The 13,903-nt window shown below is 47.3% G+C and carries 15 protein-coding genes; 2 read left to right on the top strand and 13 right to left on the bottom strand.

Annotated features, from left to right (window positions below; translation table 11 throughout):
• Positions 1-10 precede the first annotated feature (10 nt).
• Genes AC6I1F_RS03160 through AC6I1F_RS03115 form a run of 10 tightly spaced genes read right to left on the bottom strand, consistent with a single transcriptional unit; the run spans position 11 to position 8,096 of the window.
• The gene (locus AC6I1F_RS03160) at positions 11-889 is read right to left on the bottom strand and encodes a hypothetical protein (RefSeq protein ID WP_497801599.1); all 879 of its coding nucleotides are present in this window, start codon (positions 887-889) and stop codon (positions 11-13) included.
• Complete coding sequence (locus tag AC6I1F_RS03155) at positions 886-1,455, bottom strand: phage tail terminator protein (RefSeq protein WP_160336408.1); 570 nt, start codon at positions 1,453-1,455, stop codon at positions 886-888. Before AC6I1F_RS03155 ends, AC6I1F_RS03160 begins: the two co-directional genes overlap by 4 nt.
• Positions 1,452-1,961, bottom strand: coding sequence for a hypothetical protein (locus tag AC6I1F_RS03150; RefSeq protein ID WP_160336407.1), 510 nt, complete (start codon positions 1,959-1,961; stop codon positions 1,452-1,454). Before AC6I1F_RS03150 ends, AC6I1F_RS03155 begins: the two co-directional genes overlap by 4 nt.
• Positions 1,942-2,301: a phage head completion protein gene (locus AC6I1F_RS03145; protein ID WP_251450716.1), complete on the bottom strand. Its 360-nt coding sequence runs from the start codon at positions 2,299-2,301 to the stop codon at positions 1,942-1,944. Before AC6I1F_RS03145 ends, AC6I1F_RS03150 begins: the two co-directional genes overlap by 20 nt.
• The gene (locus AC6I1F_RS03140; RefSeq protein ID WP_160336001.1) at positions 2,298-2,636 is read right to left on the bottom strand and encodes a head-tail connector protein; all 339 of its coding nucleotides are present in this window, start codon (positions 2,634-2,636) and stop codon (positions 2,298-2,300) included. Before AC6I1F_RS03140 ends, AC6I1F_RS03145 begins: the two co-directional genes overlap by 4 nt.
• Before the next feature lie 48 nt (positions 2,637-2,684).
• The gene (locus tag AC6I1F_RS03135) at positions 2,685-3,857 is read right to left on the bottom strand and encodes a phage major capsid protein (RefSeq protein ID WP_251450714.1); all 1,173 of its coding nucleotides are present in this window, start codon (positions 3,855-3,857) and stop codon (positions 2,685-2,687) included.
• The gene (locus tag AC6I1F_RS03130; protein WP_251450712.1) at positions 3,858-4,574 is read right to left on the bottom strand and encodes an HK97 family phage prohead protease; all 717 of its coding nucleotides are present in this window, start codon (positions 4,572-4,574) and stop codon (positions 3,858-3,860) included.
• Positions 4,567-5,790 carry a phage portal protein gene (locus AC6I1F_RS03125; RefSeq protein ID WP_160336004.1) on the bottom strand — a complete coding sequence of 408 codons (1,224 nt, stop codon included), beginning with the start codon at positions 5,788-5,790 and terminating at the stop codon, positions 4,567-4,569. The genes AC6I1F_RS03130 and AC6I1F_RS03125 overlap by 8 nt, the downstream gene beginning before the upstream one ends.
• Before the next feature lie 9 nt (positions 5,791-5,799).
• Entirely contained in the window at positions 5,800-7,506 is a 1,707-nt protein-coding gene (locus AC6I1F_RS03120) for a terminase large subunit (protein WP_160336005.1), read from the bottom strand.
• The gene (locus tag AC6I1F_RS03115) at positions 7,503-8,096 is read right to left on the bottom strand and encodes a P27 family phage terminase small subunit (RefSeq protein ID WP_160336006.1); all 594 of its coding nucleotides are present in this window, start codon (positions 8,094-8,096) and stop codon (positions 7,503-7,505) included. Before AC6I1F_RS03115 ends, AC6I1F_RS03120 begins: the two co-directional genes overlap by 4 nt.
• Positions 8,097-8,279: 183 nt before the next feature.
• Between AC6I1F_RS03115 and AC6I1F_RS03110 the strand changes: the two genes are divergently transcribed.
• Positions 8,280-9,167 (top strand): hypothetical protein, encoded by an 888-nt coding sequence (locus AC6I1F_RS03110; RefSeq protein ID WP_160336007.1) that lies wholly within the window; start codon positions 8,280-8,282, stop codon positions 9,165-9,167.
• Between the two features lie 51 nt (positions 9,168-9,218).
• Here AC6I1F_RS03110 and AC6I1F_RS03105 read toward each other — a convergent pair whose 3' ends face one another.
• Positions 9,219-9,620 (bottom strand): HNH endonuclease signature motif containing protein, encoded by a 402-nt coding sequence (locus AC6I1F_RS03105; protein ID WP_160336008.1) that lies wholly within the window; start codon positions 9,618-9,620, stop codon positions 9,219-9,221.
• 91 nt (positions 9,621-9,711) lie between these two features.
• On the opposite strand from AC6I1F_RS03105, the gene AC6I1F_RS03100 reads away from it, so the two are divergent.
• The gene (locus AC6I1F_RS03100) at positions 9,712-10,140 is read left to right on the top strand and encodes a hypothetical protein (RefSeq protein ID WP_160336009.1); all 429 of its coding nucleotides are present in this window, start codon (positions 9,712-9,714) and stop codon (positions 10,138-10,140) included.
• A 357-nt stretch (positions 10,141-10,497) separates the two neighbouring features.
• Here AC6I1F_RS03100 and AC6I1F_RS03095 read toward each other — a convergent pair whose 3' ends face one another.
• Positions 10,498-10,869 (bottom strand): hypothetical protein, encoded by a 372-nt coding sequence (locus AC6I1F_RS03095; protein WP_160336010.1) that lies wholly within the window; start codon positions 10,867-10,869, stop codon positions 10,498-10,500.
• A gap of 378 nt (positions 10,870-11,247) precedes the next feature.
• Positions 11,248-13,770, bottom strand: coding sequence for a DUF5906 domain-containing protein (locus AC6I1F_RS03090; RefSeq protein ID WP_290432755.1), 2,523 nt, complete (start codon positions 13,768-13,770; stop codon positions 11,248-11,250).
• Between the last annotated feature and the right edge of the window lie 133 nt (positions 13,771-13,903).

The following is a 13,903-nucleotide window of genomic DNA, read 5'->3' as shown; positions in this document are numbered from 1 at the left end:
TCGTAGCGTGCTAATCATTGCGGGCCGCTCCAAACTTCTGCAGCTCGTTAATCGAACCTCGTCTGCAGGTATAAACATGACCGTACATCTGCTTGTCATACGCCCACCTGCCGCTCGTATCATTCATGACCTCTCTAAAATAGTCCAGAGATACGGTATCTGAGTACGGCATCAGGATGAAGTCGTACTGATCATCTCCCATGATGCGGGCAATATCCAGCGTCTCGAAATCAGGAGCGCCTACACCTCCTGCCATCGGAGTGATCTTTACGCTTAATCCTTCAGGCGTCTCTTCGCCTGCTCCGTAGCCCTGAATGTTCAAGCCTAAAGCGATGTCATTGCCGTTTGCGCCCTTATTCTTAGCGCTGACGGTTACATATCCTTCTTCGACTTCCGCGTCCTCTGCGCTGGAAGATGCTTCTGCCGTAACCGGAAGATCCGGCTTGCCGTTAATGACCGAAGCAATAGCCGAAGCGACATCAGCCGGAGAATCATCTACACCAACCGGAACCTGAACGCGGTCAGCTCCGATATAAACACTCAAAATGCCGGCTAAAGTAGGAAGACCCGATATCGTATACGTGCCCGAAGCCGCAGCGGCCGCTTCCGGATCACTTAACGGAATCGCCCAGACTTGGCCCGCAGGGTCGTTTTTGCGATAAACGGTATTCATTCGGGCTAATTCAGAACCGCGGCCGAATAAATCCTTACCCTGACTTTCTCCGGTAACCAGAACCGGCACAAGCGGCTCTGCCTTACCTTCGGTCATTTGACCAATAAGAAGGGGCGTTTGAGTCGAAGTGGCTAAGTTAGCCATCGAATTATCGACTTCCGCATAAAAAAGCGGCGTTCTCACGTCGCTCGGAATGTTGTTAAATGAAATGCTCATTTAGTTTTCTCCAAATCAATTAAAACTTTTGCTTCAATTCTGCCGTCGGGATGTCCCTTCTCGGCAATCACGTCAATATCGGTGTACATCCTCAGGAATCTGCCCAAGCGGTCAATATCTGCACCATGACGAGTCTGCTCATCCTTGATTTCATACTCGCAGGAAAAATCAAGCTGAAGGGTCAGAGCCGCCCGGTTTATCTCCGCAATCGACAGCCCTTCAAACTGAATCCAGTCTTTGCCCGCCTTAATGTCATCGGAACCCAGAATCGCTCTGAAGACTTCCTTTTTTAAGTCATCGGCCGCTTCCCACGCCGTCAGACCCTGCTCGTCTTCCGTATTGGAGACCATGACGAGAACGGCAAACCTGAATCTCACAACCTGCCGATATCTTGAAGATGTCGCAGGATCTTGCGGATCCTCTGAAACAGGAAGAACAAACGCGGCTGGCATCGCCTCGGTTGACACTGATTCGCTTAACTGAGAAAAAGCCCCTATTCCGTAGACCCTTTGCTCAAAAGACGGGCAGTAATTTCTGAGTTCCTCAATAATGGGTTTTAACTTCACTTCAATAAGCTCCCTATAGGTCCGGGCTTGAAAGCGTTCTGCAGAATCTTTGAGACTTCGCTTTGAAACTGAACTCTGCCGTAGGATTCAACCGCTGCCGGAATCGGGTTTGCTCTTGGTTTGACGAGCTTTCCTGCAGGAGACTGCTTAGCATGCCCCTTCCCGCGCTTGGATTTTTTCGGGGCGGCATGCCCATAAACGACAAAAGCCGGATAAAAACCCCGACTTTTGAATGCTGCGGACACCTGCTTGCCCTTTAAATATGGTTTGATCGCCACCGAAAAACCCGATCGCGACACCTTGTAGCTTAGCGACTTCTGAAAAATCCCCGTTTGCTTTCCCGGATACTGGCCCGGCAGAGACACTCCTTTCTCTGCGGATAATTTCTTCGCAATTTTTGAAACGTCCTGCCCGATCTTTCTAAACCCCTTGCGCATTGCCTTCTTATCAAAGTCAGCAAAATTCAAGGGCCTGGCAAACTCGGCTTCAATTCTTAACGGCTGCATTGAGCACCTCGCATTCAAAAAGAGTAAAGCGACCTGCGCTATTGCAGTCAGTCACTCGTTTTGCTCGATACCAAACTCCCTCGCACTCGATTTCGATCAATCTCGGAAGATCCTGCGGGCGAGTCTTTCCCTTGACATATCGAACAAAAATGCGATGAGTAATCGACTCTTCTGTTTGAACGTTGTCCCAATAGACCGATCCGCCTATCACTTCAACTTTGCACCAGCACCGCCAAAGCGGTGTGCGTTCGGTTAAGTGATCGGACTTGCCGTTTGGAAGAAGCTTGGATGAGTAAATTGAGCAGCGCCGGTTCAGATCTCCGGATAAAGGTTCAATCATTTATAAGCTCTCCACGGATCTATTAACCTTTCGAAATAGGGTGTACTCGTGAAGGACTTCTCGCTGTCAGACTCTCGGTTTGTATAAGCAAAAGCAACACTGGCGCCCACCCAAACGCGAAGAGCTGCCGGAACACTTTCTTTATCCGTACATACGGCCTCGGAATCGGATGAGTTGCGAGCGATGACATGTCGTTTCAAACGATGCTCCAGATTCTCTGTTGCAGCTCGTCCCAATTCTTCCAAGAATGCATCTTCTGAGTCGTCATCAATCCGTAAGTACCGCCGAAGATAGTCTGCATCGACAATTGATACTATTGCCTTTGATTCATACATGAGCTTACGAGCGGCCTTTCGGTCGCCCGCCTCAAAGATAACAATCTGTTATTCGGTCGTATTTGTCTTTGTTAAGACAAGGTCACCTCCGACGATACCGCTCGGACGTTCGATCGCAAAAGCCAAACGGCGGTCAGCTTTGATCGTTACCAGCCCCTTTCTAAAGTTATTGCCGTCTTCATATCCAAACTCCACGACTGTTTCCTTACGGTCATAGATCATGCAGGCCATGTTGGTATCCAGCGTCAGAAACTTACCCTTGGGCATTGCGGAGCTTTCAACAACATAGGTATCCCAGACCGGACGGTTAGACGGACCCATCGGATCGCTAAACAGATAGCGGCCGTTCGAATCCTTCAGACAGCGAAGCTTGAAGTAGTCCACCGGATTCATGATCGTCACATTTGGAGTCAGACCAACAGACTTAACTGCCAGAGCCGCAAAACCGATCAAATCAACCTGATTCGTAATTTCCGGATTAGCTGCCGGATCAAAGCCGTGTGGCGTGTAGTTTCCGGTCATCAGAAGACCGCTTAAGTTAGCATTAGTACCATCACCATTCAGAAGCTGACTTTCAACGCGCTGCTTAACGCCGTACTGGACTCGGAAGTTAATGTAATCAGCAAGAGCCTGAGAATCCTCCATGAGGTCCTTAGTCACAATGAAGCAATTCCCAATATCCTTCACGTTAGCCGTCTGGGTATCGAACTCGATTTCAGACTGCGGAATTAAATCAACGCCGTTAATTACTTCTGCAGCATTGTTGACATATTTCTTCTCACGAGAGTAGACAATCGCCTTAGAACTCGTCGGAGTATGGTGAATTGTATCTTCGAGCGTTAAAGGAGCCGCTCCGATACCAATAATGCCCTGAATACGCTGATCCGGATAAACCTTTGAATCAACCGTACTGCCCGTGCCGACAGGATTCGGATCCGTCAGTGTGACAGAAAAACCTTTACCTTTGCCAGCCGCAAACTCCAGATAGCCAGCGTCGGCTACCACTCTGGCTCCGAGAGTAAGAGGCGCTTTAACGGAATCAGAGCCTCCCGGCTGCTGTTGTTTGAGGCGACGGATTTCTTCTGCAAGACCAAGCTGCTTTTTACCAAGTTCAGCAAGCTCTGCCTTGACTTTTTCGGTTTCTTCGGTCGTAGACAGCTGTCCTAATCTGTCCTCAATATTGGTCATTGCGGACAAGAGTTTTTCAATTTCTTCGTTCATTTAAATTTTCCCACTGAGTACTTTATCGATTCGCTCGGCAACCCCGAGCACCTTGTTTAATGCTTCAGCCAAAGCAGCGTCCCGCCGCTCTTCGCTCAGCACCTTCTTCACGCGAGAAACAAGCGACAAGGCTTGTTTCCGGCTAAAGCCGCAAGAATCCCTCAAGCAGGCTTCAAAATCTCTTAGCGTCTTGATCTTCTCGATGGTTTCGTCTAGAGAATCCTTCGAGAGAGTTTCTGCAATCCTTGCCTGGCCGTCAGCAGGGAAGCTGCAGATTGAAATTTCGTAGAGCGCTGCAATGCTCAAAACCTTGATATTGCCGTTGTCATCCTCGACGTATTCACCCAAACGAATGCCGACGGATAAACCGTCTAAAGTTCCGGCTTTGAGCGCCTCATAAATATCGGCGGCAGCTCCGACTCCGAGTGTGAGTTCTCCTTCAACATAAAGACCTTTATCGTCTTCTTTGAGAGAAGTCCAATGACCAACCGGAACTGCAGAATAGTCGTGATTGAAGAACATCTTCGGGGTAGAAGTCAAGCTTTTCAGTGCTGAACTATAAGCTCCTTGAGCTATATAGAACCCATAGCAATTCAAGTTGTCATAGACTGAGGCGTAGCCCTTGATCACTCCGATCTTCTTGTCATCGGATAGTTTTACCTCCACGCCTTCTAATCTTACGGATAAGGTCTGATCCTTTTTCAGCTCTTTAGACACTATCTGGCTCCTTAGTTTTTTGGTCGACCGTTGCTTTGGCCAATGCTGAAATAGGCCTCAGCGCCGACTGCGCAAAATTGACATCGCCACCTTCCACTGGCGGCAAGTTTTCGTATTGACGTGCTTCATTAACGGTTTCAACACCGTACTGAATGGCTTTCCCGTGGATTTCCATGCGCTCCTTCATGGTTGCTCGAAGCAAGTTATCCATAGAAATTTCCACTGTGTAGAGCGTGAATTCCTCCGGCGTCATGATGCGAGCTCTCACCGCCTGCTCAATTCGCCGGCATAACGGCAACAAAGTGAACTTTTGGAAACCCAAGATAATCTGCTCAATACCGCTGCCCCATGTCGTAGCCGAGTTTGATCCAACCAGAACTGAAGGAACGCCAAACCAGCGGCAAATTTCTTCCACGGAAAAGCGTCTCGTTTCTAAAAGCTGAGTTTCAGCCGGCGTAAGCGTCAGAGGCGTATAACTCAGACCGCCTTCGAGCACGTACAAACCGGATTGGCTACCGTTGGCCATTTCGTAGAAAGTTGTTTGAAGGCGCTCTCTCTGCTCTTTGTCGAGCGTGCCTTCCGAACTCAAGATACCGCTCGGCTTATTTGCATTGCCGAACAGTGTTGAGGCAGTCTCTTGAGCATCAGCTGCTTCGCTGATCGTGGCTGCCATCATATCCAGCTTCGATGCTCCGGCAAAACGGCCGCCGACACCCTTCAGGTGAAACATAAACTCTTTAGCGATCTTCTCAGATTCACCGTCATGGAGATACTCGTATCTCAGGGTCGAGCCGTCATAAATCGTTTTCACTTGCTGAGCGTTGAGCGGCATCATCGAGAGCACTTGTCCGGACGGATCATTGGCCTCTCGTTTGAGCCGGGCGTATCCGTTGCCTCGAAGCACCATATTGAAGATAACCTGAGACCAGAACTCGACTGGCGTCATGAACTCATTCGGGCCGTCGTGCAGCAGTTTCCAAAGTTCCGTTTCCCGGGCTAAATCCCTGTTTCCGCTGTCATTGCGGTAAACGAAGATCGGCATGGAGGCCACCGTTTCAGCCAAAAGTGTCGTGCATGCCATCACAGAGGAAATCTGCAGCGCCGTTTCTTCCGAGGTCTGCCGTTTCCTTGGAACCAGCTGCAGCATCGGTTCTGTCCGCTGCACCCCTTTACTGTCGCTGAACGGATTGCCGATCGAAGAAAAAAATGAACTCAAAAACATAATTTACCAATTGAAAATGAGCGGAGAATCAAGCATCGGTGTCAGATCCACCGGCTTTTCAATCTTTCCGCCGCCGATCAGGAATGAATAGAAAGCCATGATTAAGGCCACCACTAAGTCGATCTTGTTTTCATTCCTCAGCTTGTTCGGATAAATGTTGTCTTTCGCATCGCGATGACAGACGACGTTTGAAACGCACCAATTAAAAATCGGATCATCCGGATGATGAAGCCTTCCGGACATCACTAAAGCCTCGATGGTTTTCATCGGTTCGGAGAAGTTCTGGACACTGTTGCGAACCTCGACCATGGGACAGCCCTGATCGGTTAATTCACTGGCAAGTTGTGTTGCCTGCCACGGGTCGTAAGCGATTTCCTTCACGACAAAGTCTGAGCAGCTTCGCCGGACATACTCCTTGACCTCTTCAAAATCCACAACAGAGCCTTCCGTGACCTTCAAGCGAGCCTCATACTCCCACCCGCAGTAAGAAGCGTTTTTCGCCGAATTAACAGTATCCCGAGGAAGCCAAACCTGCGGAAAAACAAAAAAATGCTGGACGCCGTTGATCGTTTTAGGAAAGAGTCTGACAGCTGCCGTCAAGTCAATCTTGGATGCCAAGTCAAGCCCCAACCAAGATTCCCGACCGTAGAAATCTGACTCTTCCAAACTCGGTTCTGCACACTCATTCCACTTTGTCAGATCCATCCAAGCCGCATCCGCATTACACCAGACGTCCAGATGCTTGGTCTTAAAGTTGTTAACCGCACTTGTAACCGTCAGTGCCTTATCTCGCAATGATTTAATCGTTTCCGGATGGACCGAGACGCCCCAGTTCGGATTGGCTTTGATCAGCGCACTGTCGCTTGTCCACTCATCTTCTTTATCAATCGAGTAGATAATTCCGAACTGATCATCCCCGCCGGCACTTTTTCCGGATAAAACTTCGATCACGTAGTTCCTTAGCTCGTAACAGATTCCGGATAAGTTGAATCCGGCTGTCGTGATAGCAAACAACAACGGCTGCAGCCGCTTACCGATAGACGTTTCAACCACGTCATAGACTTCGCGTGTTTTATGAGCATGGAGCTCGTCAATACAGGCAAAATGTGTATTGAGTCCGTCTAACGTGCTGCCTTGAGCGGATTTCGCAACGAATTTTGAATTACTGGCAAGCTGAACTATCGAATAATCCAACGCCTTAATGCCAAGTTCTCGACTTACATCTGAGCAACGCCGGACCATATCACGAGCAGTATCAAAAACTTCTCTAGCCTGCTCACGGGTAGTCGCAAATGAATAGCAATCAGCACCCCCCTCTCCGTCAAGCGCCATCATGTACAAACCGATGCTCGCTGACAGCGTAGATTTCGCGTTGCCGCGAGGCACTTCTACATACGCTCTCTTGAATCGGCGCTTTCCGCTGTCTTTACGCAGCCAGCCGAAGATTGTTGTAAGAATGAAACATTGCCAAGGCTCCAGAGTGATCGTCTGCCCTGAAAGCGGACCTTTCACATGCCTAAGATGCTCGATAAACAAACAGACTCTGGTTGCCGCCCTCGCATCGAACCGATAAGGCCAATCTTCCCGCGCGGAGCGCTCTAAATCGGATTTTTGGCGGGTACATGCCTGGCGGACATACATACAGGCAGGAATATCTCCCGACAAAACCTTGTCGATGTACCAATTAGCCTTCGCTACGTAGTTCGTCATGTCACCGTCCTGTAGTCAACCTCTGAGAGACAATCGTCCACGGCTTTATCATCGAAAAGAGACAAAGTTTTTGTATCAACCTGTCCCGGTGTTTCTCCGGTTGCAATCACCCGAGAACGAGATGACGGCGTAAAGCCGAGCTCAGAGGCAACTGACTTGAAAGGCTGTATGCACTTCACAATCAAGTTAGCCAAAAAGTTATCCCTCTCCCAGAGTTCATCCCGAAACTTAATCATGGAAATCGCACTACTGTATTTCTCCGCTACACGGAGCTCTTCGATTTTTTTCTCCGCCTCTTCGATCTGCACGCGCAAGCGCTTTCTTTCGCGCCGATAACGGACTAGTTCAGCCCACTGTTCGCAGTATGTTTCGAACATTGCGAGGTCACATTGCTTAACCCAGCTGCCACCCTCATGCTCCAAAATAAATTTCCAATGGCATTTAGCCTCTTCGGATAAATAGTCTGGCGCCCCCGGCATATCGGTAATCCGCCCGTTCACCTTCGGTTCAAATTTATTAATCCGGCACGGCTGAGCGGTACCCTGTAGTTTCTTGATTTCGGTCGGGGTCCGTTTTCTTCCTTTCGTCACCAGAGAACTCCCTAAACACTAAACAGACAAAAGTTAAAAATTTTCCAATTTTGCACGCTCAAAAATTTGACTGAGGGCGCGGTCTCAAATGATCTCGTCATTTCACTTTTTCACCACCCCTCCCTATTAGGGAAAAGACCTTCTTTTTTATAAAATCCGAGTATTAACAGACAAAAGAAAAATATGACTTCAAATAAATCTCACGGTCCCGCTCCTTCGCAGCTTTCACAAACCAACTGGAGGGGGATAACTGCCTCTTCTTCACTATTGTTTCAAGAATGGGATAAGCTCTTCGACTCGTTATCGAATATCTGCGAAAGTTTGACAAAACCTTTAACTGACTTTCATTCAAAAAGTCAGAGACTTTTTCATTACCTTGAACAAATCAATAAATCAGAGGAGCTACCTGATTTAGATGTTTTTTTAGGAACATCCAAGCTTCAAAAAGACATCTCGCAACTGTTTCAAAAAGTTGCTGACATAGACAAACAGTTATCTCAAATTGGCTTAGACCAAGCAAAAATTTTCCACTCTCTTGAGTCATCTATTGTTAAGAGTTTAAAACCCTTTTCAAACACCAATTCTTTACTGAATACCATTGTAAATCGTCCCATTAAACTTCTGAACACCCCACGCACTGAAGAGCTGCTCTTTAACCTTCGGAGGCTTGAAAAATGCAAGGCATATTTTGGAAAGATTGACTCCAAAACTCCTATACGAGAGATTCTTAAATCCTTAGAAGGCGTCCCGGAAGAAGAGTATGGGAATGTACTGTTAAGCAAGTTCGGGCGGTCCAAAAAGAGAGGCAATGCAAGAAGAGTCAAAAGACAGGCAAAGAAAATCTTTAATTACATCCTTTACCTTTATAGTCTGTATACATTCCTAGCTTTCCTTGGAATTCCTCTTCCCGCTTCCTTTCCAGAATTTATTGAAGTAATTTTTCAACAACCAGTACAAGGCATTCAACAAACAAAGCAAAATCCACCCATAAGCAAGGGATTTGACAAACAGCTGCTCGTAGCGTCCTCCAGAAAGCGTAAAAAACGCGGCCACAAATATCGTCGTAAATAAAAAAGCTGTATCTATTTTCATAGCATCCTTTTGGTTTCCTCCGATAAGAACTTATGAATAGCGATTGGTGTTTCCGAAGCCGCCATCTTCAGCAGCCGTCTTTAGATCGTGATGTCTTTTGCACAGAGGCTGCCAGTTATTTCGATCCCAAAATAACCGTTTATCCCCCTTATGCGGAATGATGTGATCTACTACCGTAGCCAATCGTGGAAAACCTTCGGCCTCGCATCGGACACAGAAAGAATGACGAGCCAGAAAACTTTCCCGGGCTTTTCTCCATGCAGAGGAATATCCTCTAGAGGCTGCTGACCCTCTTTCTTGATCGAGCTGGCGACGGCGGTCTGATCTTTCGTCCTGAGCAATTTGCTTATGCTGCTCGCAGTAGGAACCGGAGTTACGGAAAAGTGCACCGCAGCCGGGATAGGCGCAGTGCTTTAACGGAAATACTGGCATAAATTCACATTAATTGGCCCGGTTGTTAGGCACAGCCGGGAAAGCCTTTCCTTTATGATTAAGTTTCCACACATAATCAAGGAATAATTCAATGCAAAAACCTTTAACAGATTTCTTCCAAGACCTCACTGAAGAACAACGTTCCCGAGTTTTAGACCTTATTGATACCCTCTCTGAAGATGTTCAATCTGTAGTGTTTCCGCCGGTTACTTATATGTCCGTCATGTCCCCGGTAAATAGCCCGGTCGCAACTCATTGGGTTGACATGGAAGCATTTAAAGTAATCAAAAACGCGCATATTCTTAATATTCAATTTCAGAATTATTATGAATTTTTTGCTTTACATGAAATCATCCTTCTCTTGAAAGGGAAAAAACCTAAGGAATACATTGCCACTCTCAATAAAAACCTTCCATTAAGCCAAAAAGCAAAAAACACGGCTAAATTCATTCTTATCCAAGCTTCCACAGCAACAATTTTGATTGAGCTTGCCAAACTCCTTAAGGTTCTTTCGCAATAAAGAACGAAAACACCACAAATAGCGAAATAACTATTTTCATCGGAAGGGGAGCCGGAATCACCGTCTCAATAAAATGATCGACGCCTCCGGCTAATCCGATACCTGCAAAGCAAACGAAAAATTTATACAAAAAATTTCGCTTCGTAACCTTAGTAAACTTAAGCATCATTCCTCCAAAGAAAATTAACCCGATTAAAGGCTAAACAGCCGTTTGTTAAACGCTTGATAAGAAAGGTACAGGAGGATGATTGAGAAGTTTTAAGTGCGCTAGCGAGGCTCTTAATGCACTCACTGCCAAATTTTATGAAATTATGCCCTTTTTTCGAGGCAAATGGGACATAGGGAATTTTCCTAATACTATTCACGTGATTTCTCCGTTTTCTCTAATTCGGCCTCAATCGCCTGATCCGCGGCGCATAAATACCGAAACAACGTTCTGCGGTTAATCTGCAGCCGATTCGCGGCTCTTGTCATGCCGATCCATTCACGGCCGCCGTAAAGCGCATAGACAGCGTCACGAAGCGGAGAAGGCAGTTCTCTAATTATTCTTTCCAGCTGCATCATCCGGAAATCAATTCCTGACGCGTTGATCAAATCATTCGAGCAACGGGTCTTATCAACGCCAGTACAGTTGTCTACAGCCAGCGGACAATGGAGTCTGCCGCGAATCCTGTTTCTCCACTGAAACCACAACGTTAAAAGCCTTTTGATCCACTGGATGCGATTCATATCTTCTTACCTGATTAGTTTTTCTTTGCTTTTTTCAATATTTCTTTACTGTTCATACTTAACAGTGTTTTGTTCAGACCCTGTTCATACCTTTTGTTCATACAAAATTTTTAAATATTTATTTGTTTTTATTATATTTTTTACTAATCTGTTCATACTGTTCATACCTTAATTAACTCCCATACGCGCGAAACACTCTTTACACATCCGTTTATTCCTCTCGCGCGCACGCGCACACGTAGGAGTTTGGCTATAGGTCTGAACAGTATGAACACAGCACAAATAACTATCTGTTTATAAATCAAAAAATACTGTTCATACCTGCCAATCTCCCCGCCTGAACAGGGTATGAACATCGGCAGGGTATGAACATTAAAATTAAAGGGGTTCATAGTTTCTAAACCTCTCTCGGGCCTTGTAGATTGATCTCTGGAACTTCAGTACACCATCCTCGAATTTTTGCTTCGGCACTTCCGACCACGACTTTCCATCCACGATTGTTTCAGGCCAATAAAGCTGTTTTTGCATAGTGACCAGGTTTGTGAAGACGGATGTATCAGGAGGCCCGTCATAGAGACTGACGCGCCTTCGGGCAGACCCAAGCCGATGCTTGCAGTAAGTTGTAAAGACCTCGCGGTTCACAGGACGCTCCCCAGACGCCTTGCACCACATCTGATAGGCGTCATAAAGGTGCCACGCGACCGCAGGTACAGCAGGAAACGGGGTGTCTCCCGCCTGCCATTCCTCAATAAACCGAATGCTGTTGTTGCTGCCTAACTTTTTCAGCTCAGCTCTTGCTTCTGTCTCCAGCGGACGAGTGTTTTCATCAAAATCTTCAAGGTCTAAGGTTAATAACCAACCATACAGAGCGGCCGCGCCTCCATTGTTGATTTCTTCAGCAAGCGCCTGAAAATATTCAGGCGGTGAATACTCTTCGAACCGAATCGCCATATAGCGCCGATCTTTCGGGTCCAAAATACCCGGTTGCTGTTCGTTGGACAGAAAAACGATATTTGTCTTGTTAACCTCAAACCGAGCGGGATAGCCCTTCTCATTGATCGTGTGCGTCGGATTCGTGACTAGGTTTTTCAGCATCCCCTTCAGAGTCCGCTTATCCTGATTCGTCACAACTTCTTCGCCAACCATAAACAGCTTCTGAGATATCCAGCCATTGAAATCCGATTGGATCATTGTCTGGTTAACTGAGCATCCATACTTACCGTAAATTTTGGCAATGACATTGAAGAAAATACTTTTACCGGTACCTTCTCGTTCGCCATAGATCATTAAGCCGGACGCCATCTTGGCACCCGGATGCTGCAGAGGATAGGCAAGCCAAGAAGAAATCCAATTAAAAATATTTTCGTCTTCGCCGCAAATCTTAAAGAGGTGTTCGATCAGGAGATGACACTTACTCGTATCGTACGTTGGAACCAGAGGCCAGCCCTCAAACATAGAAATCGAGCCTTCAGGGACCTTTTTAGGGTCCGGTTCAAAAATGAGCTGTTCCGGCTGAATGATTCTTCGGTTTCCAAACAGTCCTTGCAGCCACGATGAAACGAGTCTGCTGCCGTAGTACTGTTTGATAAATGAGATTTTTGCCAGGCGGTGATAAACGAGGTCCCAACAAGTGTCCGTGTTGTCAATCGCAACGTAGCGATCAGCCAGTACTCGGAGAATCGTCTTGTTGTTTTCCGTAATCTCGTTCGTCTTGGAGGTGCTTCTACCCCTTTTTGACGCCCTCACGGGCGTCGCAGACGAATACTCGAGCTGTTCGCGAACAGCATTAATGCCTTCTTCAGAGGCGAGATCGTTGAAATCCGTGCCCCATGTCTGCTGATTTGAAAACCTAGGAATGAACACGCAGGCGTTAACTCTAGCCGCGGCAATGTTGGCCTTGACGACGCCGGTGTTGTTCAGAGAGCGATGAGAGGGACGTGTTCTGTCGCCGATCCACTCCTCATACTCGACGCACGCTTCTCCGTCCTTTTTTGACCACCACGCTCGCACACGGCCGCCGTCAAAACATTGATCCTGAGCGGCGCTTCTGGATGAGTGCACATGCAGATCGATGCCAAATCTTGAGGCGCATTCCTCGCGCAGTTTTCTCAAATAGTGGGCGTCATTGTCCGCAGCGATACAGATTTTTGAGTCAGGGTATTTGGCCCTCAGCGTTTCCGCAACAGGCAGCAGGTTGCCAGCAGAAAAGGCGACGATGACCGGTTGGCCGACTGCCTCAAAAATTGAGCATCCTGTAGCCCAGCCCTCGGTTAAAAAAATGACCTCCGGTTTCTCGGGCAGAGTCCCCAGAACTGCAAACGAGCCTTTAGTTTCAGTTCCTGAGAGGAATTTTTTCTGAAATGTTCGCTCCCCCTCGGCAGTATCATCAGGGAAGATTGTCTGCAGGCCGACGAGCATCTCTTCTTTCCACACAGGAACTAAGATTTGATTACGTAACTGGCGAGCTCCGATCGGACGGATTTTTTTTGATCTCACATACGGATGAGAAGCGGATACGGAGTCAGCTGCCCTTTCCCACATCTTTGCGGCTTTCTCTCGGGCAGATTTACGACGCTCTTCGAGCGCCTTATCGATAACCTCCTGATCGGCCTTTTTACGGCTTTCAAGCTCTGTCCACTCTTCGCGAGTCCAGCCCTTCCTCGAGTGTTCGATTTTGTAGGTTTGGCTGCCGATTCCAAAAGTACCAAAATAATAGATTTTGCCGTTTGACAGCGATTGCTCCCAAATTCCATACCAGGCATCCTTTCCGCGCTTGAAATTTGAGTTATTGGGCTTGAATCGCCTCCAATTCCGACCGTTGACGATCAGGTCATGACCAGGCGGCAGATCAATACCGACTGCCGACATCTGTTCTTCAATTTCTCTGAGATTGTGAGCCATATCAGACCTCGTTTAGACCTCATTATTTTTAAAAGGGTGCGGACCTGAGCGATGGAGGAGGTCTATTCTCCAGCCGTTGCAATCGGCCGCCGTGTCCGCATTGATCGGTATAAAAACAGTTAAGAGGCCTTCC

The sequence above is a fragment of the Parasutterella sp. St.1A3 genome, from assembly GCF_059728705.1.
Note: the sequence above shows the minus strand (reverse complement) of the source record. Positions and strands in the feature narration are given on the sequence as shown.

Bases quoted from the DNA above. Each gene is read 5' to 3' on its own strand.
- AC6I1F_RS03105 (WP_160336008.1), bottom strand. From the start codon at position 9,620: ATGCCAGTATTTCCGTTAAAGCACTGCGCCTATCCCGGCTGCGGTGCA.
- AC6I1F_RS03140 (WP_160336001.1), bottom strand. From the start codon at position 2,636: ATGTATGAATCAAAGGCAATAGTATCAATTGTCGATGCAGACTATCTT.
- AC6I1F_RS03110 (WP_160336007.1), top strand. From the start codon at position 8,280: ATGACTTCAAATAAATCTCACGGTCCCGCTCCTTCGCAGCTTTCACAA.
- AC6I1F_RS03150 (WP_160336407.1), bottom strand. From the start codon at position 1,961: ATGCAGCCGTTAAGAATTGAAGCCGAGTTTGCCAGGCCCTTGAATTTT.
- AC6I1F_RS03120 (WP_160336005.1), bottom strand. From the start codon at position 7,506: ATGACGAACTACGTAGCGAAGGCTAATTGGTACATCGACAAGGTTTTG.
- AC6I1F_RS03100 (WP_160336009.1), top strand. From the start codon at position 9,712: ATGCAAAAACCTTTAACAGATTTCTTCCAAGACCTCACTGAAGAACAA.
- AC6I1F_RS03090 (WP_290432755.1), bottom strand. From the start codon at position 13,770: ATGGCTCACAATCTCAGAGAAATTGAAGAACAGATGTCGGCAGTCGGT.
- AC6I1F_RS03135 (WP_251450714.1), bottom strand. From the start codon at position 3,857: ATGAACGAAGAAATTGAAAAACTCTTGTCCGCAATGACCAATATTGAG.
- AC6I1F_RS03095 (WP_160336010.1), bottom strand. From the start codon at position 10,869: ATGAATCGCATCCAGTGGATCAAAAGGCTTTTAACGTTGTGGTTTCAG.
- AC6I1F_RS03145 (WP_251450716.1), bottom strand. From the start codon at position 2,301: ATGATTGAACCTTTATCCGGAGATCTGAACCGGCGCTGCTCAATTTAC.
- AC6I1F_RS03160 (WP_497801599.1), bottom strand. From the start codon at position 889: ATGAGCATTTCATTTAACAACATTCCGAGCGACGTGAGAACGCCGCTT.